This is a genomic window from Micromonospora sp. CNZ285 (genome assembly GCF_004637285.1).
In genome coordinates, this window is record NZ_SPQD01000001.1 from 5,290,886 (window position 1) to 5,313,720 (window position 22,835).

The 22,835-nt window shown below is 71.6% G+C and carries 20 protein-coding genes; 9 read left to right on the plus strand and 11 right to left on the minus strand.

The genetic code is table 11. The features are described from left to right. Positions 1 to 70 precede the first annotated feature (70 nt). On the plus strand, positions 71 to 1,384 hold the full coding sequence (locus CLT75_RS24100; RefSeq protein WP_135242587.1) for an aminotransferase-like domain-containing protein: 1,314 nt from the start codon (positions 71 to 73) through the stop codon (positions 1,382 to 1,384). A 7-nt stretch (positions 1,385 to 1,391) separates the two neighbouring features. Further along, positions 1,392 to 2,384 (plus strand): D-alanine--D-alanine ligase, encoded by a 993-nt coding sequence (locus CLT75_RS24105; protein WP_135242588.1) that lies wholly within the window; start codon positions 1,392 to 1,394, stop codon positions 2,382 to 2,384. Between the two features lie 2 nt (positions 2,385 to 2,386). Here CLT75_RS24105 and CLT75_RS24110 read toward each other — a convergent pair whose 3' ends face one another. From CLT75_RS24110 to rpmH, 9 genes are all read right to left on the minus strand, one after another. Further along, positions 2,387 to 3,253 carry a hypothetical protein gene (locus tag CLT75_RS24110; RefSeq protein ID WP_135242589.1) on the minus strand — a complete coding sequence of 289 codons (867 nt, stop codon included), beginning with the start codon at positions 3,251 to 3,253 and terminating at the stop codon, positions 2,387 to 2,389. Positions 3,254 to 5,151: 1,898 nt separating this feature from the next. Next, complete coding sequence (locus CLT75_RS24115) at positions 5,152 to 6,192, minus strand: ParB/RepB/Spo0J family partition protein (protein ID WP_135242590.1); 1,041 nt, start codon at positions 6,190 to 6,192, stop codon at positions 5,152 to 5,154. A gap of 27 nt (positions 6,193 to 6,219) precedes the next feature. Then, positions 6,220 to 7,557 carry an AAA family ATPase gene (locus CLT75_RS33450; protein WP_135242591.1) on the minus strand — a complete coding sequence of 446 codons (1,338 nt, stop codon included), beginning with the start codon at positions 7,555 to 7,557 and terminating at the stop codon, positions 6,220 to 6,222. Between the two features lie 245 nt (positions 7,558 to 7,802). After that, entirely contained in the window at positions 7,803 to 8,666 is an 864-nt protein-coding gene (rsmG, locus tag CLT75_RS24125; RefSeq protein WP_486485366.1) for a 16S rRNA (guanine(527)-N(7))-methyltransferase RsmG, read from the minus strand. Between the two features lie 236 nt (positions 8,667 to 8,902). After that, on the minus strand, positions 8,903 to 9,490 hold the full coding sequence (locus CLT75_RS24130; protein ID WP_135242593.1) for a Jag family protein: 588 nt from the start codon (positions 9,488 to 9,490) through the stop codon (positions 8,903 to 8,905). Positions 9,491 to 9,701: 211 nt separating this feature from the next. Then, positions 9,702 to 10,703: a membrane protein insertase YidC gene (gene yidC, locus CLT75_RS24135; protein WP_135242594.1), complete on the minus strand. Its 1,002-nt coding sequence runs from the start codon at positions 10,701 to 10,703 to the stop codon at positions 9,702 to 9,704. Next, entirely contained in the window at positions 10,704 to 10,943 is a 240-nt protein-coding gene (gene yidD, locus CLT75_RS24140) for a membrane protein insertion efficiency factor YidD (RefSeq protein ID WP_013477538.1), read from the minus strand. Positions 10,944 to 10,987: 44 nt separating this feature from the next. After that, positions 10,988 to 11,401 (minus strand): ribonuclease P protein component, encoded by a 414-nt coding sequence (gene rnpA, locus CLT75_RS24145; protein WP_135242596.1) that lies wholly within the window; start codon positions 11,399 to 11,401, stop codon positions 10,988 to 10,990. A gap of 34 nt (positions 11,402 to 11,435) precedes the next feature. Beyond that, complete coding sequence (gene rpmH / locus CLT75_RS24150; protein WP_018788530.1) at positions 11,436 to 11,573, minus strand: 50S ribosomal protein L34; 138 nt, start codon at positions 11,571 to 11,573, stop codon at positions 11,436 to 11,438. A gap of 576 nt (positions 11,574 to 12,149) precedes the next feature. Between rpmH and dnaA the strand changes: the two genes are divergently transcribed. From dnaA to CLT75_RS24175, 5 genes are all read left to right on the plus strand, one after another. Next, complete coding sequence (gene dnaA / locus CLT75_RS24155) at positions 12,150 to 13,985, plus strand: chromosomal replication initiator protein DnaA (protein WP_135242597.1); 1,836 nt, start codon at positions 12,150 to 12,152, stop codon at positions 13,983 to 13,985. A gap of 1,119 nt (positions 13,986 to 15,104) precedes the next feature. After that, the gene (dnaN, locus tag CLT75_RS24160) at positions 15,105 to 16,238 is read left to right on the plus strand and encodes a DNA polymerase III subunit beta (protein ID WP_135242598.1); all 1,134 of its coding nucleotides are present in this window, start codon (positions 15,105 to 15,107) and stop codon (positions 16,236 to 16,238) included. Positions 16,239 to 16,277: 39 nt separating this feature from the next. Continuing rightward, positions 16,278 to 17,150: a phosphogluconate dehydrogenase (NAD(+)-dependent, decarboxylating) gene (gene gnd, locus CLT75_RS24165; RefSeq protein ID WP_135242599.1), complete on the plus strand. Its 873-nt coding sequence runs from the start codon at positions 16,278 to 16,280 to the stop codon at positions 17,148 to 17,150. Positions 17,151 to 17,166: 16 nt separating this feature from the next. Further along, positions 17,167 to 18,300 carry a DNA replication/repair protein RecF gene (gene recF, locus CLT75_RS24170; protein ID WP_030269563.1) on the plus strand — a complete coding sequence of 378 codons (1,134 nt, stop codon included), beginning with the start codon at positions 17,167 to 17,169 and terminating at the stop codon, positions 18,298 to 18,300. Continuing rightward, a complete protein-coding gene (locus tag CLT75_RS24175) occupies positions 18,290 to 18,895 on the plus strand; it encodes a DciA family protein (protein WP_135242600.1) in 606 nt (201 codons plus the stop codon). The genes recF and CLT75_RS24175 overlap by 11 nt, the downstream gene beginning before the upstream one ends. Here CLT75_RS24175 and CLT75_RS24180 read toward each other — a convergent pair. Further along, positions 18,886 to 19,125, minus strand: coding sequence for a hypothetical protein (locus tag CLT75_RS24180; RefSeq protein ID WP_013283216.1), 240 nt, complete (start codon positions 19,123 to 19,125; stop codon positions 18,886 to 18,888). The two genes, CLT75_RS24175 and CLT75_RS24180, sit on opposite strands and share 10 nt — an antisense overlap. An 80-nt stretch (positions 19,126 to 19,205) precedes the next feature. Between CLT75_RS24180 and CLT75_RS24185 the strand changes: the two genes are divergently transcribed. Next, positions 19,206 to 19,694, plus strand: coding sequence for a MarR family transcriptional regulator (locus CLT75_RS24185; RefSeq protein WP_135242601.1), 489 nt, complete (start codon positions 19,206 to 19,208; stop codon positions 19,692 to 19,694). On the opposite strand, the gene CLT75_RS24190 is transcribed toward CLT75_RS24185, so the two are convergent. Then, positions 19,679 to 20,233 carry a hypothetical protein gene (locus CLT75_RS24190; RefSeq protein WP_120572509.1) on the minus strand — a complete coding sequence of 185 codons (555 nt, stop codon included), beginning with the start codon at positions 20,231 to 20,233 and terminating at the stop codon, positions 19,679 to 19,681. The two genes, CLT75_RS24185 and CLT75_RS24190, sit on opposite strands and share 16 nt — an antisense overlap. A 548-nt stretch (positions 20,234 to 20,781) precedes the next feature. Here CLT75_RS24190 and gyrB point away from each other — a divergent pair. Continuing rightward, on the plus strand, positions 20,782 to 22,728 hold the full coding sequence (gene gyrB / locus CLT75_RS24195) for a DNA topoisomerase (ATP-hydrolyzing) subunit B (RefSeq protein ID WP_135242602.1): 1,947 nt from the start codon (positions 20,782 to 20,784) through the stop codon (positions 22,726 to 22,728). Positions 22,729 to 22,835: the final 107 nt, after the last annotated feature.

Sequence of the window (22,835 nt, forward strand, 5' to 3'; positions counted from 1 at the left end):
CAATGGATGTCGGCATCGCGGGTACCACACCGGGCGGCAGCCCCGCCGACACCCGATCGAGGTGATGTCCATGACCGGCACGACGCTCGACGACTACACCGACCGGTACGCCCGGCGCGTCCGCGGGATGACCGCCTCGGAGATCCGGGCACTCTTCGCGGTGGCCAACCGGCCGGAGGTCGTCTCGCTCGCCGGTGGGGCCCCCTACATCGCGGCGCTGCCGCTCGACGCGGTCGGCGAGATGCTCGGCCGGCTCGGCTCCGAGCACGGCGCCACCACCCTCCAGTACGGCGTCGGCCAGGGTGCCCCCGAGCTGCGCGAGCGGATCTGCGAGGTGATGTCCCTCTCCGGGATCGACGCCTCCTGCGGCGCCTCACCGGAGGACGTGGTGGTCACCGTCGGCGGCCAGCAGGCCCTCGACCTCGTGGCCCGTCTCTTCCTGGACCCGGGTGACGTGGTGCTCGCCGAGGGCCCGACGTACGTCGGCGCGCTCGGGGTGTTCCAGGCCGCCCAGGCCCAGGTGGCCCACGTGCCGATGGACGACGAGGGGCTCATCCCGGAGGCGCTGGAGACGGCCATCGCCGACCTGGCCCGGGCCGGCCGGCGGGTGAAGTTCCTCTACACCATCCCCACCTACCAGAACCCCGCCGGCGTGACGCTGAGCGAGGAGCGGCGCGAGCGGGTCCTCGACATCTGTGAGCGCGCCGGGCTGCTCGTGGTGGAGGACGACCCGTACGGTCAGCTCGGTTTCGAGGGCGAGGCGCCCCGGCCGCTGCGGGCCCGGCGGCGCGACGGGGTCTTCTACCTGAGCACGTTCTCCAAGACGTTCGCGCCGGGCCTGCGGGTCGGCTGGATCCTGGCCCCGCACGCGGTCCGCGACAAGCTGGTCATCGCCAGCGAGGCGCAGATCCTCTGCCCGAGCGCCTACGCGCAGTCGGCCGTCTCGACGTACCTCGGCACCATGCCCTGGCGGCAGCAGCTCAAGGTCTACCGCGAGATCTACCGCGAGCGCCGGGACGCGCTGCTCGACGCGATGGCCGACCTGATGCCCGAGGGCACCACCTGGACCAAGCCGGAAGGCGGCCTGTTCGTCTGGGCGACGCTGCCCGACGGGCTCGACTCCAAGGCGATGATGCCGCGTGCCGTGGCCGCCCGCGTCGCGTACGTGCCGGGGACCGGCTTCTACGCCGACGGCACCGGCGCCGGGAACATGCGGCTCAACTTCTCCTTCCCGACGCCGGAGCGGATCCGCGAGGGCGTGCGCCGGCTGGCCGGGGTGATGGAGCAGGAGATCGCCATGCGCAAGGTCTTCGGGGCGGTCGGCGGTGCCGGACCGCGCCGCCGCCAGGGCGGCTCGGACGCGCCCGGCCCCGACTTGGCATGATGCCCGCATGTCCGACAGCCCCGCCGCACCGCCTCCCGTGACCGGATCCGTCGCCGACGAGCTGCACGTGCTCGTACTCGCGGGCGGCCTCTCCTACGAGCGGGACGTCTCCCTGCGGTCGGGCCGCCGGGTCCTCGACGCGCTGCGCGCGGTGGGCGTCGAGGCGGAACTGCGCGACGCCGACGTGGCGCTGCTGCCCGCGCTGACCGCCGACCCGCCGGACGCGGTGGTGATCGCCCTGCACGGCGCCACCGGCGAGGACGGCTCGCTGCGCGGCGTGCTCGACCTCTGGGACGTGCCCTACGTCGGCTGCGACGCCCGGTCGTCCCGCCTCGCCTGGGACAAGCCGTCCGCCAAGGCGGTGCTGCGCGAGGCGGGCATCCCCACCCCCGACTGGGTGGCGCTGCCGCACGACCGCTTCTCCGAACTGGGCGCGGTGGCCGTCCTGGACCGCATCGTCGACCGCCTCGGTCTGCCGCTGATGGTCAAGCCGGCGCAGGGCGGTTCCGGACTGGGCGCCGCCGTGGTCCGGGAGGCGGCGTCGCTGCCGGCCGCCATGGTGGGTTGTTTCGCGTACGACCAGACCGCGCTCGTGGAGCGCTACGTACCCGGGATGGACGTGGCGGTCTCCGTGCTCGACCTCGGCAAGGGGCCGCAGGCCCTGCCCCCGGTCGAGATCGTGCCGCGCAACGGCGTCTACGACTACGCGGCCCGCTACACCGCCGGGCGTACCACCTGGCACGCGCCCGCCCGGCTCGACGCCGCGACGACCGCCCGGGTGACCGAGGTGGCGCTCGCCGCCCACACCGCGCTCGGGCTGCGCGACGTGTCCCGGGTCGACCTGATCGTCGACGCCGGCGGCGACCCGCACGTGCTGGAGGTAAACGTCTCCCCGGGCATGACCGAGACGTCGCTCCTGCCGCTGGCGATCCAGGCGGCGGGGCTGGACTTCGGCCGGGTCCTCGGCACGCTCGTGACCCGGGCCGCCGCCCGCCGCTGACCTCAGCTCTCCCGGGTACGCGCTGCGTCCGGCCGGCCGCTCTCGTCCCCGCCCTCGTCCTCCGCCTCGTCGTCGCCTTCGCTCGTCGGTGCGCCGCCCGGCGCGGTTACCGGCGCCGGGCCGGTCTGCGGTGCCGGGTCGGGCTCCGACGGGCCCGCCGAGGGGTCTGAGAGGTCCGCTGCCGCGTCGGACTCGGGGATCTCGTCCGCTGCCTCGATCACCGACACGGCCTCGTCCTCGGGCTCCTCAGCGGCGTTCGCGGGCGAGGCCGGGGAGAGACTCGACGGCGCCTGCCAGTGGATGCGCGGCGGTTCGGCCAGCGGACGGCCGCCGAACTCGGCGAGCCACGCGGCCACCATGGCGAGGTTCTCCCGCCACTTCTCCTCGGAGATCGGCGGCAGGATCGAGTCCCACAGCGACAGGAACGTGCCCCGCAGTTGCAGCCGCCCGTACGGCCGGGCCAGGAACCACAGGTGCAGGTGCGCCGACCCATCGCCCCACCGGTTCACGTGGACCCGGGCCACCCCGTCGAGCGAGCGCACGGCCCGCTCCAGGCGGACGGTCATCACGCCCAGTTCAGCGGCGAGCAGGTTCGGCAGGTCGCCCAGATCCAGGTGGGAACGGGACTCCAGGATCAGGACCATCGGCAGGCCGGTGGGCCGGTCCATGGCGCGGACGCGCCACCGCTCACCGACCCAGATGTACGCCTCGTCGGGCGCGTTGCAGGCGGTGCACTCCCGGTCCGCCTCGCCACGGCGGGGAGGTTCGAACGGTACGGGCTCGTCGAGCTGCTTGACGCGGAGATCGCCCTCGAAGGGGAAGGACGGCCACTGGGTGAAGTCGGGAACTGAGGGAGGGGTGTCCGGCACGACGCTGACCCTAACCGAGTTGGCGACGCCTGTCCCTACCTGTTCCACTGGCCGCCCACCGGTTGTCCACCGCGTTGTCCACAGGCTGCCGAGATCACCAGTACAGCGCGTCATGCACTGCTCAGCAAGGGTTTCCTCGCTTCGTTTCACGTGAAACGGGGAGTGCCTGTGGACAACCGCTGTGGATAACCTCGGGTGTCTCCGGGCCCGTTCTTCCAACGATCCGGCGGCCGATCCGCACCGGGGGTCGGCGGCTTCTCTCGTAGCCGTTTCACGTGAAACGGCGGGTACGCGCCGACGCGCTTCTCGGCTCGGTCGCTCGGCTCACTGACGCCGGCGGGCCTTGTTCCGCGGCTGGTCCTCGGCGGGTGCGACGGATCGAACGAGGCGCCTCCGGGCGACGGCGACGGGTGAGTCGCGAGGCGAGCCATCCGGCGGTTGTCGTTGGGGGCGGGCCGGGCCGCGCGGACGTCAAGCGCGCCGACCACCGCTCGACTCGTGGCCGGCACCGCGCCTCATCACTTGCACTCGGCACAGCCGGGACTCGATCGGATGAGGGTCGGGTCGGGCGAGGGTCGGCGCCCATGCGTTCCTGATCGACGATGACCGCCGCGTTTCACGTGAAACAGCAGGCGCGCCTGAGTCGACAAGGCCGAGCCCGAGCGGGCCGTGCGGGCCTCAGGTTTGCCGCCCGATCGCTGATCGGGCTCACCGCCGCACTGGAGTCTGCGACCACCCGGCCAGTCCGAAGAGAGTTGGTAGATCGTTCGACGGCGGCGCCGACGACTCGGTAGGGAAGCCGTCCCGAAAATCCTGAGCTGGGCGCATCGCTCGGCCCGCTGACCGGGCTCCTCGCGAGAGTCCCCGGTTCGACGCTCCCCGGTTCGGCGGCCCCCCGGTTCGGCCGCTCTCCGATTCGGCACTCCCCGGTTCGGCACTGCTCGGCTCAGCGACCCTCGCTCGGCGCTTCCTGGTTCGGCGGACGCGACTCAATGCGCCTGGATCGCTCACAGGCGCGATCGGATAGGGCTCGGCAGAGCGACTCCTGCGCGACCGCCAGGGCCGGGCGTGCGCAGCCCTGCGGCCCGTCAGCATGATCATCCTCCGTTCGCCCGCGCCCCAGCTCGGGGCTTGCCGCCCGGCACACGTCGGCACGCCAGCCCGGGGCCACGTCGGCATGCTGGCCGGGCTAGGCAGCGCGGCGGCCTCCACGGCCCGGCAGCCCGGCAGCTCGACGGCCCGGCAGCTCGGCAGCCCGGCAGCCCGAATGGCTTTCCGCGCAGAACCGGTTCGCGTGCGATCGGCGGACGGCCCCCAGCTGGCAGCTAGACGGGTGCATCGCGCGGAACGAGCGAGTCGTACAAGCGACGGCTTCCGTCTGAGCCGTCACCGCAGACCGCCCGCCAGACCAACGGAGTAGGCGCGCACCGACTCGTCAACGTCGAACGGCGGCCCTCGGAAACTTCTGCGCACTCGGTCCTCGCGCAAGCGGCGGCTCAGCCGCTCACCGCTCGGGCGCGCGGCGTGCCACCAACCAGTAGCGCGGAGAGCGGGTTCACCCGCGCCCTCACCTCCCAGTCACCGGTCCCCGTTTCACGTGAAACGCCGGGCGAGGCGCGATAAGCCCAAGAGCCGGTGCAACCCGACGCTCCCACCCGCTCCGGCCGCGTCAGCGTGGGAGGGCGCCCGGCATCAGTGAGCACCATCGGCACCGGACAGCCCCGGCCCGTCGTCGGAGACGGCAATGACTTCCGAGTGGTCGGTCTCTCCGTCGACCGGAATCGCCACGACCCAACGCCACCGCCAGAACGAACGAGCGGCACCGAACCAACCCGGATACAGGTCCGGCCGCATCCCCTCGTCGGGATGCGGCCGGATCGACAACCGGGAAGGGAGGACTACGCCTCGGGCGTCCCGTCCTCGCCCATGCCGATGATCCCGACGATCCGCTCCAGGTCGTCGACAGTGGCGAACTCGATCGTGATCTTGCCCTTGCTGCGGCCGATGTCGACCTTCACCCGGGTGTCGAACCGGTCGGAGAGCCGGTCCGCGAGATCGGTGAGCGCCGGGGCGTGCGGCTTCGGCCGGCGCTTGGCGGCGGCCGACTTCGCCGGCTCCTCGGCGAGCGCCAGGTGCACCAGTTCTTCGGCGCCGCGGACCGTGATGCCCTCGCGGACGATCCGCTCGGCGAGGGCCTCCTGTGCCTCGGCGTTGTCGAGGCTGAGCAAAGCCCGGGCGTGGCCGGCGGAGAGGACGCCGGCGGCGACCCGGCGCTGCACGGCGGGCGGCAGGTTCATCAGCCGGATGGTGTTGGAGATCTGCGGGCGGCTGCGACCGATCCGCCGGGCCAGCTCCTCGTGCGTGGCGCCGAACTCCTCCAGCAGTTGCTGGTACGCCGCCGCCTCTTCGAGCGGGTTGAGGTTGGCGCGGTGGATGTTCTCCAGGAGCGCGTCCCGGAGCATCGCGTCGTCCTTGGTGTCCCGGACGATGGCGGGGATGGTCTCCCGGCCGACCGCCTGGGCGGCACGCCAGCGCCGCTCACCCATCACGAGTTCGAACTTGTCGGGGTCGAGCTGGCGGACCACGATCGGCTGGAGGAAGCCGACCTCCTGGATCGAGGTCTTCAGTTCCTCAAGCGCCTCCTCGTCGAAGACGTGCCGGGGCTGCTTCGGGTTCGGCACGATCGCGTCGACCGGGATCTCCGCGAAGCGCGCGCCGGGCACCGGGCTCAGCTGCGGCTCGGGCTCGGCGGCCGGCGACGGGGTGCTTGCGACGCCGCCCGTGATGGCAGCGGTCGCGCCAGCGGCCGGAGCCGACGGCGACGCGGCGACTGCCGACGACTCCGGTTCGGTGGCCGCCGGTTCGGCGCCCGGTACCGGGCCGGTGGGGATGAGGGCGCCGAGCCCTCGGCCCAGTCCGCCGCGGGGACGGTTCTTCATGCGACGCCTCCCAGCGACATCTCCGCACTACGCATTCCGGCTCACCGGCTCCTTGACGCCTCGCTCCGCGATCTCCTGGGCGGCCTCGAAGTAACTCGTGGCTCCCCGCGAACCGGGATCGTAGGTCATCACCGACTGGCCGTAGCTCGGCGCCTCGGAGACACGCACGTTGCGGGGAATGACGGCCTGGAGCACCTTGTCGCCGAAGTGGTTCCGGACGTCCTGCTCGACCGCGTCCGCGAGCCGGGTACGCCTGTCGTACATGGTGAGCAGGATGGTGGAGACCTCGAGCTTCGGGTTGAGGTGCTGCCGGACCAGGTTGATGTTGTTGATCAGCTGGTTGAGGCCCTCCAGCGCGTAGTACTCGCACTGGATCGGGATCAGCACCTCCTGCGCGGCCACGAGCGCGTTGACGGTCAGCAGGCCGAGCGACGGCGGACAGTCTATGAAGACGTAGTCGAAGTGCCCCGGGTACGCGGCGATGGCCCGCGCCAGGCGCGACTCCCGGGCCACCACGGAGACCAGCTCGATCTCGGCGCCGGCCAGGTCGATGGTGGCCGGTACGCACCACAGGTTCGGAATGCCCTCGACGGCCTGGGCCACCTCCTCCAGCGGCACACTGTCGATCAGGCAGTCGTACACGTCGGGCACGCCCGTGTGGTGCGGCACGTTCAGACCGGTGGAGGCGTTGCCCTGGGGGTCAAGGTCGACCACGAGCACCCGGTTGCCGTGCAGCGCGAGCGCCACGGCGAGGTTCACGGTGGTGGTCGTCTTACCCACGCCGCCCTTCTGGTTGGCGACGCACATCACCCGGGTCCGGTCGGGGCGCGGCATGGTGACCTCGCCACTGGGATTCAGGATCTGCACGGCGCGCATCGCCTCCATAGCCAACGGTGGATCATCCTCTTCGCGCGTCGGGGTTTCACGTGAAACGTACGTGCTGGCGTCTACCTCGTCCCCGTACCCGTCTGCCTGTGGCGTGTCGGACGGCGCCACGGTGGCCTCGGGGGCGGCCTGGTGCGGCACGGCCGAGACGGGTGGCTGGGGTTCGTAGCGGGTGGGTACCGCGGCGTTCGCCCGCACCGCGGGCGGGCGCGGGGTCGGTGCGTTCACCGGGCCGTCGGCCGGATCGAGCGGATCGCGGGCCGGCGGCACGTTCGCAGGCGCGGACGAGACGGGACGCACGGGCCCGCCGGCCGACGGCTCCCGTCGCTTGGACGGCTGCGCCGGATACGGGGAGGACGGTTCGCCGGACTCGTTCACCGTCCACTCCTGGTAGTTGGTTTCACGTGAAACGGGGTCGGCGGAGGGCTGGCCTCCTGGTCCGGTCAACCGTGGATCGTCGTACCTGCCGTCGTCATGCACCTGTCATCCCTACCCGCTCCGGATGGTCGGTCCGCACCCGTCGAATCGCGTCCGCGCCTCGCACGGCGCCGTCGGCTCGGCGGGAACCATCGGGTTCGGGTGCCGCCCGGCACCGCCGTTCCACACTATCGACGCGCGGTCAGCCTACGGCCGACGGGCGCGGTGGGTCCATGTCGGGTTGCGATCGATCGCGTCACGCCCACCGGTCCAACGACCGGACCGGGCGTGCGGAATGGCGTACCCGCTCAGCGGTCGCCGCGACGGCGACCGCCACGCGACCGCTTCGGCTTCTTGGGACGGCGCGGGTTGACCACGCGCTCCCGAACCACCTCGACCACAGTCGCCGGAGGGTCGATCAGCCCTTCGCCACAGCGGTGCAGTTCCGGGGTCCCGCCGCCGAGGCGGATCACGGCCTCGGTGTGCTCGGTGATCTCGTCGGTCGCCGAGGCGCCCTTGAGCGCGACCAGCCGACCGCCGGGGGCCAAGAGCGGCAGGCACCAGGAGGCGAGCCGGTCCAGCGGGGCCACCGCGCGGGCGGTCACGATGTCGGCGCTCAGCGGTTCCCGATCGCGCGAGCCGGCCGCCGCCTCCTCTGCCCGCCCACGGAACACACGCACGTCCCGGGTCACGCCGAGACGCTGCACCGCCTCGATCAGGAAGGCGGTCCGCCGCGCCAGCGGCTCCACGAGCGTCACGGTGAGGTCGGGGCGCGCGATCGCCAGCACCAGACCGGGGAGCCCGGCACCGGAGCCGACGTCGATCACGCTGGCCCCCTCCGGGATCCGTTCCGCCACCACCGCGCAGTTGAGCAGATGCCGCTCCCAGAGCCGCGGCGTCTCGCGGGGGCCGATCAGGCCGCGGACCACGCCGTCGGTGGCGAGCAGTTCGGCGTACGCGGCGGCCAGGTCGAGCCGGTCGCCGAACAACGCGCGGGCGGCCTCCGCCAGCTCGGGCGGCAGCGTCGCCTTCGCCGGATCGGGGGCACCGGCATCGGCACCGTCCACGAGGGACGGTGCGTCCGCCGACGGCTCCGCGAAGACCGGGTCGGCCGCCGCGGCCGGGGCCGCCGGTGCCACGTCCGCCGCCGGTTCACCGGAGAAGGCGGGCATCACGTCCACCGCCGGGTCTGCGGGCTCGGCCTCGGTCACCACCGCCGGCTCGCCGGAGAAGGCGGGCTCGCCGGGGTCGGTCACGGCCTTACCCGGGTACGCGGGGTCGGCCGGCCCGTCGTCGTCGGAGAAGACCGGGTCGACAGTGGGGTCGGGGCGCACAGCCGACGGCCCGGGCGGCGTACCGCCCGGGCCGGTCACGGCTCCTGCCGTCGTCTCGTCGGAGATCACGGACCTCAGTCCACCGGCCGGACGACGATGCGGCGGTTGGGCTCGACGCCCTCGGACTCGCTCTCCACCCCGCTCATCGCGTTCACCACGTCGTGCACGCACTTGCGCTCGAACGCGGACATCGGCTCCAGGCGCACCGGCTCACCGTGCTCCTTGACCTTCTCGACCGCGTTCTTCGCCACGGCGGCCAGCTCCTTGCGGCGGGCGGCCCGGTAGCCGCCGACGTCGAGCAGCAGGCGGCTCGGCGTGCCGGTCTGGCGGAACACGGCCAGCCGGGCCAGTTCCTGGAGCGCCTCCAGGGTCGCGCCACGCTGGCCGACCAGGTTCTGCAGCCGGCCACCGACCACCTCGACGACCGGGCGGCCACCCGACACCAGCTCGTCGATGTCACCGTCGTAGTCGAGGATGTCCAGCAGACCCTCGACGTAGTCGGCGGCGATCTCGCTCTGCCGGAACAGGTCGCTCTCGGCCGGGGCCTTCTTCTCCCGGGCCTCGCCCGCGGCGTCCTCGGTCTCGGTGGCGGCGGTAACGGGGGTCTCCTCGTCCAGGGACTGGTCGGCGCTGGGGATGCTGGTCTCGGTCACGGGTCTCATCTCCGTACTCGCTCGGCCGGACCGTCGGGGGTCCGCTGGTCTCCCGGGGCCGGCGGGAGGTTCGCCGGGTGCCCTCGGGCACGTCTGTACGGGCCAGTTTCGCCCGTGTCCGCGCTCCGCGCGGTGATTCCGGCCCGGCGCCGACTCCTCGGATGGCAGCACGCGGCCGGAACGGGCCACCGTCGACGTCGCCGACGGTGGCCCTGTGGGCTCAGCCCTGTCGCTTGGCGGGCTTGCTGCCGCCCTTCTTCGGGTTGACCGGCTTGGCACCAGGCTTCGGGCCGGCCACCTTCGGCGCGGCGGCCGGAGCCTTCGCCGGCGGCTGGGCCGCCTTGCGGCCGAACAGGCCACCGGCCTTGGCCGGCTGCACGGGGCTCTTGCCGGAGGTGCTCTTGGCGGCGCTGGTGCTCTTCGCGGTCGGCGGCGGCGGGAACTTCCGCAGCACCCACTGCTGCTGGCCGAGCGTGAAGAGGTTGTTGGTGACCCAGTAGATGATCACACCGATCGGGAAGATCGCACCCGAGATCAGCAGCGACAGCGGGATGCCGTAGAGCATCAGCCGCTGCACCATGCGCTGCTGCGGGTCCTCGGCCCACCCGGTCTTGAGGATCATCTGACGGCTGGTCAGGTAGGTGGTGGCGATCATGATCAGCACCAGGATGCCGGCGACCACCTTGACGGTGCCGGTGTTCGCGCCCAGCCGGCTCAGTTCCTCGGCAGTGGAGCCGAACTTGCCGGAGATCGGCGCGGTGAACAGCGTCGCGTTGGAGGCGCTGTTGAACTGGTCGACGGTCCAGCCGTACAGGGTCTTGCCCTGGTTGTCGGGGCTGAGGCGGCGCAGCGTGTGGAACAGGCCCAGGAAGACCGGGATCTGGAGGAACATCGGAAGGCAGCCCATGAGCGGGTTGGCCTTTTCCTTCCGATAGAGCTCCATCATCTCCTTCTGGAGCGTCTCCCGGTCACCCTTGTGCTTCTCCTGGAGCTCCTTGACCTTCGGCTGGAGCGCCTGCATGGCACGCTGCGACTTGATCTGCTTGACGAAGACCGGGAACAGGATCACCCGGACCGTCACCACCAGAAAGACGATGGCGAGGATCCAGGCCCAGTTCGTACCGATCACGGCCCCGACCGGAACTCCGATGGCGTCCCAGGCCGAGTGCCAGGTCAGCAGGATCCACGAGATCGCGTAGTAGATCCAGTCGAGACTAAACACTCAGGCTCCAGTCACGTCGGAACGGCGGCGGTCGCCCGGCTCCGGAACCGGGTCGTGTCCACCAGGGTGGAAGGGGTGGCAGCGCGACAGCCGACGGACCGTCAGCCAGGCTCCCCGCAGCGCACCGTGCCGGGACACCGCCTCGACGGCGTAGGCACTGCACGACGGGTAGAACCGGCAGCGGGCCGGCAGTGCCGGACTTATCCACCGACGGTACGCGATGATGGGCGCCAGCAGCATGCGGGCACCGGTTGTGGGCGGCGGAGTCGCCGTCGTCGGGCCGCTCACCGCGACCGCCGTCCCCGGGGGGCCCGCGCGGCGGCGATGGCCGCGTCCAGGTCGGCCCCGAGCCGGGTGTACGTCGCGTCGGCCGATGCGGGCAGCGCGCGTACCACGAGGGTGGTGCCGGCGGGCAGCTCGGCCAGCCGCTCGCGGACCAGGTGCCGGAGCCGGCGGCGGACCTTGTTGCGGACCACGGCGCCGCCGACGGCCTTGGACACGACGAAGCCGGCGCGGCTCGGTGCGGAGGTCTCCGCACCGATGCTTCGCGCCGGCTCCGGCGAGGGTGTCGCGGTGGTGCCGATCGGCTCGGGAATGGTCAGGTGGACCACGACGGCGCCACGGCCGACGCGTCGGCCACCGCGAACCGCTGCGGCGAAGTCGCTACTGCGCCGCAGTCGCTGCGCGGCGGCCAGCACGACTGCCCACGTCCCCGGACCGGACCTGTCGGCGTCAGGCCGACAGGCGGGCGCGGCCCTTGGAGCGACGGGTAGCGATGATGGCGCGGCCGGCACGGGTGCGCATGCGCAGCCGGAAGCCGTGGGTCTTCGCGCGCCGGCGGTTGTTCGGCTGGTAGGTGCGCTTGCTCACGTCAGGCTCTCCGTTGTCGTACGCCCCGCGCGGCGGATCGCCCGGGGTCGTGTGCTGGTCCAGATCACCTGCCGGTGACCTCCGATCGGCGCTGCCGTGACACGCTCCCCGGCGATGCGGGGTGACAGCCACGGACAGCAAGCATCAATCACCCTAGCAGAGGGCGAGAGAGCAGCCGCTCCAGCCTACGCAGGGGCGCAATGACCGTCAAACGTCACACTCGGGCGTCCGACCTGCGCGCAAGCGCGACCGAAGGGGCGGTTTTCACTGATGTTGCCAAGGTCGTCAGGGTGTCGCCGGTTGATGCTGTGGGGTCCGCGCTGTTAGCGTGCGCGATTGCGGTCGGCGTCGGGGGTCCGGGGTTTGTCGCCGATCGGCAAGACCGGACACGCTGTTGAATCGTTCGGCACGGTGAACCCGCTTCAACGCCTCCGTGGATCGAGGGGGGCAGGTCCGACCCGCGTCCGGTGGGCGGCCACAATCGGTCGGTACACAGGCTGTGGATAACTTGTGGATGACGACCGGTCAGCCGTCCGGGCGGGCGTGAGAAGGAGCAGGCGAGGGGGTGGCACGACGGTGACCGGAGCGACCGACCTTGCCGCGGTGTGGACGGCGACCACCGACGAACTCGCCGACGAGATCATCTCCGCGCAACAACGGGCGTACCTCCGGCTCACCCGCCTGCGGGCGATCGTCGAGGACACGGCGCTGCTCTCGGTGCCGGACGCCTTCACCCGGGACGTGATCGAGTCCCGGCTCCGCCCGGCCATCACCGAGGCGTTGAGCCGCCGGCTCGGCCGGCCGATCCAGGTGGCGGTCACCGTGCGGGTCGCCGACGACCCCGGTGCCCGCCCGGCCGGCACCGTCTACCGCAGCAGCCCGGAGCCGCTGCCCGAGCACGACGGCGCCGCTCCGCTGCCCGGCTTCGACCAGCCCGGCCCGCCCGTCTCCGCCCCGGCCTTCCCGTCGCCGCGCCCGGAACCCGGGTACGCCGAGGCCGGGTACGCCGAACCGCGCCCGGAGCATCCGCTCGACGAGCCGGCGCCGCGCCAGCGGTCCGCCGACGGCGGCCGCCCGCACCTCATCCCGGCTGGCCGGGACGCACAGGACACGCTCTTCAGCGCCGCGTTCGCCGAGCCGGTACGCACCGCGCCCGAGCGCCGCGCCTTCGACGAGCGCAACCGCATCGAGCCGCCCGTGCCCGACGCCGGCGGATACGAGCCCCGCTACCGGGAGAGCCCGCCCGCCGACCCCGCGCCGATGCGCGGCCTGCCCCGCGACGGCGCCACCGACAACGGCCCCGGCCGGGGTGGCGCCGACCACCGCCGTCCGGGTGGTGGCGGCCAGGCCGACCGCAGGCTCCCCGGCGGTACGGAGAGCGGCGGCAACCGGCTCAACCCGAAGTACATGTTCGAGACGTTCGTCATCGGCTCGTCCAACCGGTTCGCGCACGCCGCGAGTGTGGCGGTGGCCGAGTCACCGGCGAAGGCGTACAACCCGCTGTTCATCTACGGCAGCTCGGGGCTGGGCAAGACCCACCTGCTGCACGCCATCGGGCATTACGCCACGACGCTCGGCAACGCGCGCTCGGTCCGGTACGTCTCGACCGAGGAGTTCACGAACGACTTCATCAACTCGCTGCGCGACGACAAGACGAGCGCGTTCCAGCGCCGCTACCGGGACGTCGACATCCTCCTGATCGACGACATCCAGTTCCTGGAGAACCGGGAGCGGACGCAGGAGGAGTTCTTCCACACCTTCAACACCCTGCACAACGCCAACAAGCAGATCGTGATCACGTCCGACCGCTCGCCGAAGCAGCTGGCGACGCTGGAGGACCGGCTGCGTACGCGCTTCGAGTGGGGTCTGCTCGCCGACATCCAGCCGCCGGACCTGGAGACGCGGATCGCGATCCTGCAGAAGAAGGCGGCCCAGGAGCGGCTGTTCGCCCCGCCGGACGTGCTGGAGTTCATCGCGTCCCGGGTGTCGAACTCGATCCGCGAACTGGAGGGGGCGCTGATCCGCGTCACCGCCTTCGCCAGCCTCACCCGCTCGTCGGTCGAGCTGTCGCTGGCCGAGGAGGTGCTGCGGGACTTCATCCCGGACGGCGCCGGCCCGGAGATCACCGCGGACCAGATCATGGTGTCGACGGCCGACTACTTCGGCGTGAGCCTGGAGGACCTGCGCGGCCACTCCCGCTCCCGGGTGCTGGTGAACGCACGGCAGGTGGCCATGTACCTGTGCCGGGAGCTGACCGACCTGTCGCTGCCCCGGATCGGGCAGGCGTTCGGCGGCCGGGATCACACCACGGTGATGCACGCGGACCGCAAGATCCGTCAGCAGATGGCGGAGCGGCGCTCGCTCTACAACCAGATCGCCGAGCTGACGAACCGCATCAAGCAGAACACCTGACCGCTCCCGCCGCCCGGCTCCTCCAGCGGTGATCAAGGAGTTTGTGTAGGTAGAACGCCTCATCCCTGCCCCCAACTCCTTGGTCAACAAGAAGGGGCAGACGCGCGAGCGCACGTCCCCGCAGATCTTGGAAGCTTGACGCCCTCATAGGGGCCGTTTCGTACCAAGATCTCGCCGGAGCTGCGCGTCACACCTCAGAGGTGACCTGAACGCCGTCACGGTCCTGCCCTCGCCGGCCGACCGTTTGCGTCGATCATGAGGTTAGCGGCGACAAACCGGACGCCAGATGCCGCCAACTTCATGATCGACCCGAGCAGGGCTGGGCGAGGCAGGCGGAGTCGCGGGAGGGGCGGCGTGACCTACGCGACCTTTTCGGCGCCGACGCGGCGGGCTCGGGCGGGTGGCAAGTAGCCGACAGCGGAGAACTGTTGACCCTCGACCCGGTGGAGGGCCCAGGATCTGTCGTGTGTTCGTCCACAGCTCGTACCCATTGTCCACAGGCCCTGTGTCACAGGCGGTGGACAACCACGCTTCGCACTCGGCCGGTTACCCACAGACTGTGGACAACTCCTGGGGACGACGCTGTGGACGCCTGGGGATGACGGTCCCGTTGTCCCCAGACGGCGGGTCGCCTGTGGGCGAGCTGTTGAAGGTTCTGGGGACGACGGCTGTGAACGTCTCCGGCGCTGTCCACAGCGCTGGGGAGAAAACCGGTGGATTACCGGTGGACAACCGGTGGACAGCCGTGGAAAACCCGGCGGCCGGCGAGGGCTGTGGACCGGGACACGAGTTTTACCCCTGGTTCTCCACAGCCAAACCACCGGTGGATAACGTGTCTGACCTGCGCGGACGGCGGTTCTCCACAGTTTGCACAGGTGCGATGAAGACGATGAGTTATCTCTTCTAAACAACAAAAACCAATCATCACCGTTGGACTTCCTGTGGATCGGGCCGGAGCACTGCCGTCGGTAGTCGCCCGGGGCACCTGGATCCACGGGGTCGGGCGCACAGCCGATGCCCCAGCGCCTTAAGGTGCGATGGGTACCCGCACGGTCGGGCGGGACGGGTGGCAGCGGTCGGCATGAGAGAGTTGTCGCTGACGTCGACGCGGAGGCATTGATGAAGTTCCGAGTGGAGCGCGACGCGCTCGCCGAGGCGGTCGCGTGGACCGCCAAGAGCCTGCCCAACCGACCCTCCGTACCGGTGCTGGCCGGGGTGATGCTCCGCGTCACCGACGGCAACCTGCAGGTCTCCGGCTTCGACTACGAGGTCTCCAGCCAGGTGACGGTCGAGGTGCAGGGTGACGCGGACGGCGCCGCCCTGGTCTCCGGCCGCCTGCTCGCCGAGATCACCAAGGCCCTGCCGGCCAAGCCGGTGGACATCGCCGCCGTCGGCGCCCACCTCGAACTGGTCTGCGGCAGCGCCCGGTTCACGCTGCCCACCATGCCGGTGGAGGACTACCCGACGCTGCCGGAGATGCCGGAGAGCGCCGGCACCGTCGACGCCGCCGCCTTCGCCGCCGCCGTGGCCCAGGTGGCTGTCGCCGCCGGCCGCGACGAGACGCTGCCGATGATGACCGGCGTACGGATCGAGCTGAGCGGCAGCACGATGGCCATGCTGGCGACCGACCGTTACCGCCTCGCGCTGCGCGAGATGGAGTGGAACCCGGACGACCCGGAGGTCAGCCTCAACGCGCTGGTGCCGGCCCGTACGTTGCACGACACCGCGAAGGCGCTCGGCCCGCTCGGCGGCCACGTCACCATGGCACTGTCCTCCGGCGGCGCCGGTGAGGGCATGATCGGTTTCTCCGGTGGCACCCGCCGCACCACGAGCCGGCTGCTCGACGGCGCCAACTACCCGCCGGTGCGCTCGCTGTTCCCGGCCGACCACAACGCCGAGGCCCGCGTCGCCGTCTCCTCGCTCATCGAGGTGGTCAAGCGCGTCGCGCTGGTCGCCGAGCGCACCACGCCGGTGCTGCTCAGCTTCAGCGCCGACGGTCTCGTGGTCGAGGCGGGCGGCACCGAGGAGGCCCGGGCCAGCGAGGCCATGGAGGCCACCTTCAGCGGCGAGCCGCTCACCATCGGGTTCAACCCGCAGTACCTCATCGACGGCCTGGCCAACCTGGGCGCGCAGCACGCCCTGCTCCGGTTCGTCGACGCGTTCAAGCCCGCGGTCATCTCCCCGGCAGGCGAGGATGGCGAGGTCATCCCGGGGTACCGGTACCTCATCATGCCGATCCGCGTGTCCCGCTGATCGCCGCAGCACGACCCTGACGTACGGAGGTAGGAGCAGATGCAGCTCGGCCTGGTAGGACTCGGCCGCATGGGCGGCAACATGCGGGAGCGGTTGCGCGCCGCCGGGCACGAGGTGGTCGGCTACGACCGCAACCCGGAGATCAGCGACGCCGCGAGCCTGGCCGAGCTCGCCGAGAAGCTCCAGTCGCCCCGCGCGGTGTGGGTCATGGTCCCCGCCGGCGTCACCGACGCCACCATCGACGAGCTCGCCGGTGTGCTCGGCGAGGGCGACATCATCATCGACGGCGGCAACTCCCGGTTCAGCGACGACGCCCCGCGCGCCGAGCGGCTGAACGAGCAGGGCATCGGCTACATCGACGTGGGCGTCTCCGGCGGCGTCTGGGGCCGGCAGAACGGGTACGCGCTGATGGTCGGCGGCGCGCAGGAGCACGTCGAGCGGCTGATGCCGATCTTCGAGTCGCTCAAGCCCGAGGGCGAGTTCGGCTTCGTGCACGCAGGCCCGGTCGGCGCCGGCCACTACGCCAAGATGGTGCACAACGGCATCGAGTACGGCCTGATGCACGCGTACGCCGAGGGCTACGAGCTGCTTGCGGCCTCGGAGCTGGTGACGAACGTCCCCGGCGTGTTCAAGTCGTGGCGCGAGGGCACCGTCGTGCGTTCCTGGCTGCTCGACCTGCTGGACCGGGCACTCGACGAGGACCCGGAGCTGGCCGAGCTGAGCGGCTACACGGAGGACACCGGCGAGGGCCGCTGGACCGTGGACGAGGCGGTCCGGCTCGCCGTGCCGCTCAACGTCATCACCGCGTCGCTGTTCGCCCGGTTCGCCTCCCGGCAGGACGACTCGCCCGCGATGAAGGCCGTCGCCGCGCTGCGCCAGCAGTTCGGCGGCCACGCCGTCCACAAGCGCTGACCGGTATCCACAGGCTGTGTACGTCCGCCGGCTCGAACTGGTCGACTTCCGCTCGTACGAGCGCGTCGGCGTCGACCTGGAGCCGGGGCCGAACGTGCTCGTCGGCGCGAACGGCGTCGGCAAGACCAATCTGGTCGAGGCGCTGGGTTACGTGGCGACCCTGGATTCGCACCGGGTCGCCACCGACGCCCCGCTGGTGCGGATGGGCGCCGCCTCGGCGGTGATCCGCTGCGCCGTGGTGCACGAGGGCCGGGAGCTGCTGGTCGAGCTGGAGATCGTGCCGGGCAAGGCCAACCGGGCCCGGCTCGGCCGGTCTCCGGCCCGGCGTGCCCGGGACGTGCTCGGCGCGTTGCGCCTGGTGCTGTTCGCGCCGGAGGACCTGGAGCTGGTCCGCGGCGATCCGGCCGAACGCCGCCGCTACCTGGACGACCTGCTCGTCACCCGCCAGCCCCGCTACGCCGGTGTCCGCGCCGACTACGAGCGTGTGGTCAAGCAACGCAACGCGCTGCTGCGTACGTCGTACCTGGCTCGGAAGACCGGTGGCACACGCGGCGGTGACCTGTCGACGCTGGCCGTGTGGGACGCGCATCTGGCGCAGCACGGCGCGGACCTGCTCGCCGGCCGCCTGGAGCTGGTGGCCGCGCTGACCCCGCACGTGGCGAAGGCGTACGACGCGGTGGCGGCCGGCCGCGGCGCGGCGGGCATCGCGTACCGGCCCTCGGTGGAGTTGCCCGAACCCGGCGCCGACCGGGCGGCGCTGGCGGAGGCGCTCGCCGCCGCGCTCACCGCGAACCGGGCCGCCGAGATCGAACGCGGTACCACGCTCGTCGGCCCGCACCGCGACGACCTGGCGCTGACGCTCGGCCCGCTGCCCGCGAAGGGGTACGCGAGCCACGGCGAGTCCTGGTCGTACGCGCTGGCGTTGCGGCTGGCCGGGTACGACCTGCTGCGCGCCGACGGGATCGAGCCGGTGCTGGTGCTCGACGACGTCTTCGCCGAGCTGGACACCGGCCGGCGGGAACGGCTGGCCGAGCTGGTCGGCGGCGCGAGTCAGCTCCTGGTCACCTGCGCGGTGGACGACGACGTGCCGGCGACGCTGCGCGGCACCCGGTACGCGGTGGGCGAGGGGACGGTGCGGCGTGCCGGATGACGAGGTGCAGCTCCCGCCCGCACGGCTCGGGCCGGGACGCGACGCGCGTACCCCGGGGAAGCCCGCGGACGGTGAGCCGGCCGCGAACCTGCCGGAGGGCTCGACCGGGCCGGAACTGGCGCGGGCGGTGCTCGACGCGGCGAAGGCCCGGCGGCAGGCGGCGGCCCCGCGACGGCGCGGCGCGGTCCGCGGCGACGGCGAGAAGCGGCTGCGCGGCTACTCCGGCCCAGGTCCGGACCCGCGCGACCCGCAGCCGCTCGGCGCGGTGCTGGACAAGCTGATGAAGGCGCGCGGCTGGCAGCAGCCGGCGGCCGAGGCGACGGTGTTCGGCGCGTGGGAGAAGGTGGTCGGCCCGGAGGTCGCGCAGCACAGCCGCCCGGTCAAGCTGGAGAACGGCGAGCTGACCGTGGAGGCGCGTTCGACGGCCTGGGCGACCCAGTTGCGCCTGCTGGCGGGCTCGCTGTTGCAGCAGATCGCCCGCGAGGTGGGCCACAACGTGGTGCGGAAGCTGCACATCCACGGGCCGGCGGCGCCGTCGTGGTCGCGCGGCCCTCGACGGGTACGCGGGCGCGGCCCCCGCGACACCTACGGCTGACCGACACCGCCCGAACGCCGGGCCTCCCGCCGGGCGCGCTTGAGTTCGCGCTGCTCGCGGCTCCACTGCTTGCGGCGCTCCAGGTCTTCCTTCCACGCGTCGCGGGCCAGCTTCGAGCCGCCCTGCACCGCGCCCTGCACCTGGGACGGGCCGGCGAGGTTGCGGAACACCCAGCCCAACAGGCGGCCACCCTTGCCGGAGGCGTCGCCCACCTGCTCGTCGTCGCTCATCCCGCCGCCTCTCTGTTTGTGTGCAAACCATTGGTACACCAATCATTGCTACCATCGCAACGACGACGAGGAGGACGCCGGTGACCGACGGCATCGAGGAGGACCCGCTGGCGCTGGAGCAGCAGGTCTGCTTCGCGCTCTCCGTCGCCGCCCGGAGCGTCGTCGCGGTCTACCGGCCGTTGCTGGAGCCGATGGGGCTCACCCACCCGCAATACCTGGTCATGCTGGCGCTCTGGCAGCACGCGCCGCTGTCCGGGCGGGATCTGAGCCGGCTGCTCCAGCTCGACCCCGGCACGCTGTCCCCGCTGCTCAAGCGGCTGGAGGCGGCCGGCTACATCCGGCGGGAACGCGACGCCGCCGACGAGCGCAGCCTGGCCGTCTCACTCACCGCCGAGGGGCAGGCGCTGCGGGCGCGGGCCGAGCGGATCCCGCCGGCCATCGTGCAGCGCCTCGGCCTGCCGCTGGCCGACCTGCGGCACCTGCACACGGCGCTGACCGAGGTGATCGCGGCCGCCAACCAGGCCACGTCTTCTCCCGGCGCTGCGGCGCCCGGTCAGGCGTCGGCGTAGACCGCGAAGCCCCGCTCCGCGCAGCGCCGGTAGAAGGCCGCCAGCACGCTCAGCTCGGCGCAGGTGAAGTTCCACTGCGGCGGGTCGCCGTTCTCGTCCCGCAGCCGGTCGAGGCGGCTGTCCAGCCAGCGGAGCTGCTGCTCGGCCAGCCGACCGTCGCCGAGCAGCGCGCGCAGCACCTCGCTCACCGACTCGAACGTGACCGGCTCGCCGTACGGCCGGTGCCGGGCGACGAACTTCTCCACGCCCTCGGCGATCCAGGAGCAGCCGTCCGGGTCGATCACCGGATCCTCGTCCTCGACCGCGTTCTCCGTGGCGTAGAGCACATTCTCCAGCCCGAGGATCAGGTCGACCAGTTCGGTGTACGCGGTCGCGCGTACCGTGCCGGTCTTCGCGATCAGCTCGGCGAGCGCCGCGGTCGGCGCGGAGATCCGGGGCATGTCCACGATCTCGCCGAAGTCCACGAACTCAGCCGGCGCGACCGGGTCGTAGAAGCGGCCGGTCCGCGGCCAGTGCACCGCGACGTTGTCCAGCCCCATCTGGCGTCACCTCTCACCAAGCGTTTTCGGACCATCTCCGACGATCGTCCCGGTTCCGGGCGCAAAAGATCAAGACCGCAACGGCGGCGCCGCAAAAGCTACGGCACGCCGGGCCCGGCCGCGACCCCCGGTCGGGGCAGCCGCCGATCACCGGTCGGATGACCGTCGCGGCTCACGGTGGCCGGTGGCGCGGTACCGCCCCGTTGGCGTGTAGGGGGAGTCGCGGGCGACGCGGTTCGTCCGGCTACGGCATTCTCAGCCGCCCCGGAGAGGGTGCCGAGTGGCGGTTTGGTCGGCTCCGCACAGTAAGATTGAGGGCGAGACGAAAGACCCGAGACGGAGCGACGGACAGGGGCCCGCATGAGCCCTCGATCATAGTCCCGTATCAGGTCCGAGCCGATCGCGATCCGCGGGCAACCGCGGCGCCCGGCGCACATGATCCGAGCCTGGCGACCCCAGGGGCGGACCATGCGCGCCGACGTCGCGTCCTGTCCGCCGAACCCGCGCCCCCGCGCCCATGCGCGGCCGGTGCGAGAAAGTGGCCGAGCGTGGCAGCGGAGGACAACAAGAAGTACGGTGCCGAGTCGATCACCGTGCTCGAGGGCCTGGAAGCGGTCCGGAAGCGGCCCGGTATGTACATCGGGTCCACCGGCGAGCGCGGTCTGCACCACCTGGTGTGGGAGGTCGTCGACAACGCGGTGGACGAGGCGCTGGCCGGGCACTGCGACACCATCGACGTGGTGCTGCTGGCCGACGGCGGTGTCCGGGTGACCGACAACGGCCGTGGCTTCCCGGTCGACCTGCACCCCAAGCTGAAGAAGCCGGGTGTCGAGGTCGCCCTGACCGTGCTGCACGCGGGCGGCAAGTTCGACGGCAAGGCGTACGCCGTCTCCGGCGGCCTGCACGGCGTCGGCGTCTCCGTGGTGAACGCGCTGTCCACCCGGATGGCCGTGGAGATCCACAAGGACGGCTTCGTCTGGCGTCAGCAGTACCACCACTCCAAGCCGACGCCGCTGGAGAAGGGCGAGGAGACCGACCGCACCGGTTCGGCCGTCTCCTTCTGGCCCGACCCGGACGTCTTCGAGACCGTCGACTTCGACTTCCACACCATCTACCGGCGCCTGCAGGAGATGGCCTTCCTCACCCGGGGTCTCACCATCCACCTGCTCGACGAGCGGGTCCCGGAGGACGAGGACGGCAAGACCCGCGAGGTCACCTTCCACTACGAGGGCGGCATCGCCGACTTCGTCCGGCACCTCAACGCCTCCAAGAGCCCGATCCACAAGACGGTGGTCGAGTTCGGGGCCGAGGAGACGGGCATGTCGGTCGAGATCGCCATGCAGTGGAACGAGTCGTACGGCGAGTCGGTCTACACCTTCGCCAACAACATCAACACCCACGAGGGCGGCACCCACGAGGAGGGCTTCCGGGCCGCGCTGACGAGCGTCGTCAACCGCTACGGCGCCGAGAAGAAGCTGCTCAAGGGCGACGAGCGCCTCTCGGGTGAGGACATCCGCGAGGGCCTGGCCGCGATCATCTCGGTCAAGCTCACCGACCCGCAGTTCGAGGGTCAGACCAAGACCAAGCTGGGCAACACCCCGGTCAAGGGCTTCGTGCAGCGGGTCTGCAACGAGTCGCTCGTCGACTGGTTCGACCGCAACCCGGCCGAGGCGAAGATCATCATCCAGAAGGCGTCCCAGGCGGCGCGGGCCCGGATCGCCGCCCAGCAGGCGCGCAAGCTCGCCCGGCGCAAGTCGCTGCTGGAGTCCGGCTCGATGCCCGGCAAGCTGGCGGACTGCCAGTCCACCGACCCGCGCGAGTCCGAGGTCTTCATCGTCGAGGGCGACTCGGCCGGCGGCTCGGCCAAGCAGGGCCGCGACCCGCGCGTCCAGGCGATCCTGCCGATCCGCGGCAAGATCCTCAACGTGGAGAAGGCCCGGATCGACCGGGTGCTGAAGAACAACGAGGTGCAGGCGCTGATCACCGCGCTCGGCACCGGCATCCACGACGACTTCGACATCGAGAAGCTGCGCTACCACAAGATCGTGCTGATGGCCGACGCCGACGTCGACGGCCAGCACATCCAGACGCTGCTGCTCACCCTGCTGTTCCGCTTCATGCGGCCGCTGGTCGAGCTGGGCCACGTCTACCTGGCCGCGCCGCCGCTCTACAAGATCAAGTGGAACAAGAAGGGCGACGACGCCCAGTACGCGTACTCGGACCGCGAGCGCGACGGGCTGATCGCCCTGCGCCAGCAGAAGAAGCCCAACGCCCGCCCGGACGACATCCAGCGGTTCAAGGGTCTCGGCGAGATGAACTACCCCGAGCTGTGGGAGACCACGATGAACCCGGCCACGCGTACGCTGCGCCAGGTCACGCTCGACGACGCCGCCACCGCGGACGAGCTGTTCAGCGTCCTGATGGGCGAGGACGTCGAGGCCCGCCGGTCGTTCATCCAGCGCAACGCCAAGGACGTGCGGTTCCTGGACATCTGACGGACGCACCCGGGCCGGCCGGACATCCACCGGCCGGCCCGGCAGTCCACAGAGTTATCCACAGTCTGAACGCTTTCCACAGCCGTTATCCACAGCGAGACCACGAC

Bases quoted from the DNA above. Each gene is read 5' to 3' on its own strand.
- CLT75_RS24100 (WP_135242587.1), top strand. From the start codon at position 71: ATGACCGGCACGACGCTCGACGACTACACCGACCGGTACGCCCGGCGC.
- CLT75_RS24105 (WP_135242588.1), top strand. From the start codon at position 1,392: ATGTCCGACAGCCCCGCCGCACCGCCTCCCGTGACCGGATCCGTCGCC.
- CLT75_RS24115 (WP_135242590.1), bottom strand. From the start codon at position 6,192: ATGAAGAACCGTCCCCGCGGCGGACTGGGCCGAGGGCTCGGCGCCCTC.
- rsmG (WP_486485366.1), bottom strand. From the start codon at position 8,666: ATGCCCGCCTTCTCCGGTGAACCGGCGGCGGACGTGGCACCGGCGGCC.
- CLT75_RS24130 (WP_135242593.1), bottom strand. From the start codon at position 9,490: ATGAGACCCGTGACCGAGACCAGCATCCCCAGCGCCGACCAGTCCCTG.
- yidD (WP_013477538.1), bottom strand. From the start codon at position 10,943: ATGCTGCTGGCGCCCATCATCGCGTACCGTCGGTGGATAAGTCCGGCA.
- dnaN (WP_135242598.1), top strand. From the start codon at position 15,105: ATGAAGTTCCGAGTGGAGCGCGACGCGCTCGCCGAGGCGGTCGCGTGG.
- gnd (WP_135242599.1), top strand. From the start codon at position 16,278: ATGCAGCTCGGCCTGGTAGGACTCGGCCGCATGGGCGGCAACATGCGG.
- CLT75_RS24180 (WP_013283216.1), bottom strand. From the start codon at position 19,125: ATGAGCGACGACGAGCAGGTGGGCGACGCCTCCGGCAAGGGTGGCCGC.
- CLT75_RS24190 (WP_120572509.1), bottom strand. From the start codon at position 20,233: ATGGGGCTGGACAACGTCGCGGTGCACTGGCCGCGGACCGGCCGCTTC.